Here is a 1,719-nt window from a genome sequence, read left to right on the forward strand (position 1 = left end):
ACGGCCAGCGCGGACTCCAGGTGGCGAACGGCCGCCGCCTGGGCCACCGCCGCGCGCGGTCGCAGGCCCTCCCACCCCTCTGCCTCACCGGCTTCGCGCAGCACCCATTGCACCAGCGGCCATTGCACCGGGTCTTCACGGCACTCGCTGATCTGGTGGGCGAGGCAGCGGTGCAGGAGCGACAGGGGCTGCGCCGCGCTCTGGTAGGCATCGAGGCGGGCACCGATGTCCAGCGGCCACCGAAGGCGGCCGAGCAGCTCCTGCAGCAGCGCGGTCTTGTCCGCGAAGTGCCAGTAGATCGCGCCGCGGGACACCCCCGCCTGCCGCGCCACCTCGCCCAGCCCGGCGCCTTGCACCCCATGCCGGGCGAAGGCCTGCAACGCCGCGCTGACGATGCGCGCCCGCGTCAGCTCCGCTTCGGTCTTGGTGTGCTTGGCCACGGTGGCAGGCGCTCAGGCCCCGTCAGGTGCCCGGCGGGCATCAGGGTTTCGCGGTGCCGACGGCGGCCACCGGTGTTCCGGTCGATTCCACCCACCCGCCGCCGAGCGTCTTGTAGAGCGTGACGAGGTTGGTGTAGCGCGACAGCCGCGTGCCGATCAGGTTCTGCTGCGCGGTGTAGAGCGAGCGCTGCGAGTCCAGCACGGTCAGGTAGCTGTCCACCCCGCGCTTGAAACGCGCATCCGACAGGCGGTAGCTGTCGGCCGTGGCGTCCACCAGCGACTGCTGTGCCTCCAGCTGGCGGCCCAGCGTGCTGCGCTGGGCCAGCGCATCGGACACCTCTCGGAACGCGGTCTGGATCGCCTTCTCGTACAGGGCCACGTCGATGTCGCGGTCGGTCCGGGCGATGTCCAGATTGGCCTGGTTGGCGCCGCCGTCGAAGATCGGCAGCGAGACCTGCGGCGCGAAGGTCCAGCTGCCCGAGCCGCCCTTGAACAAGCCCGACAGGTCCGCGCTGGAGGTACCGGCCGACGCCGTCAGGCTGATGCGCGGGTAGAAGGCGGCGCGGGCCGCACCGATGCTGGCGTTGGCGGCCCGCAAGGTGCGCTCGGCCTGCAGGATGTCCGGGCGGCGCTGCAGCAGGTCCGACGGCAGCCCCGGCGGAACCTGGGCCAGCGGGTTCGACGCCGCGCTGGCATCGCTGGGCAGGGCCTGCGGCAGCCACTCGGGCGGCACCTCGGCGCCCACCAGCAGCACCAGGGCATTGCGGTCCTGGGCCACCTGGGCGGTGTAGCGCTCCACATCCACCCGGGCCGAATCCACGCTGGTCTGCGCCTGCCGCAGCGTGAGGGCCGAGGCCACGCCCAAGTCGAAGCTGCGCTGGTTGAGGGCGAAGGCATTGCTCTGGTTGGCGAGCGTGTCCTGCGCCAGGCGCAGCCGGTCCTGGTCGGCCGCCAGCGTGAGATAGGCCGACGCCACTTCGGACACCAGGCTGATGTGCGTGCTGCGGCGGGCTTCCGCCGTGGCGAAGAACTGCTCCAGCGCCTGCGCATTCAGGCTGCGCACGCGGCCGAACAGGTCCAGCTCGTAGGCGCTGAAGCCCACGGTGGCGCTGTAGCTGTGGGCCACCACGGGCCGGCCCGCGCCGGACAGGTCTGCCGGCGTGCGGCTGCCGCTGCCGCCGCCGCTGGCGTTGACGGTCGGGAACAGCGCCGCGTCCTGCACGCGGTACTGCGCACGCGCCCGCTCGATGTTGAGCGCCGCCACGCGCAGGTCGCGGTT

General features: G+C 72.4%; 2 protein-coding genes. Both read right to left on the reverse strand.

What is annotated here, in order from left to right:
- Positions 1-440, reverse strand: a 440-nt coding sequence (locus tag AC27KI_RS24180; RefSeq protein ID WP_487116274.1) for a TetR family transcriptional regulator, incomplete at its 3' end; no start/stop codon positions are given.
- Between the two features lie 40 nt (positions 441-480).
- Positions 481-1,719 (reverse strand): efflux transporter outer membrane subunit (locus AC27KI_RS24185; protein ID WP_487116276.1); only part of this gene is annotated, 1,239 nt, incomplete at its 5' end.

The sequence above is a fragment of the Acidovorax sp. KPB24-03 genome (assembly GCF_057546605.1).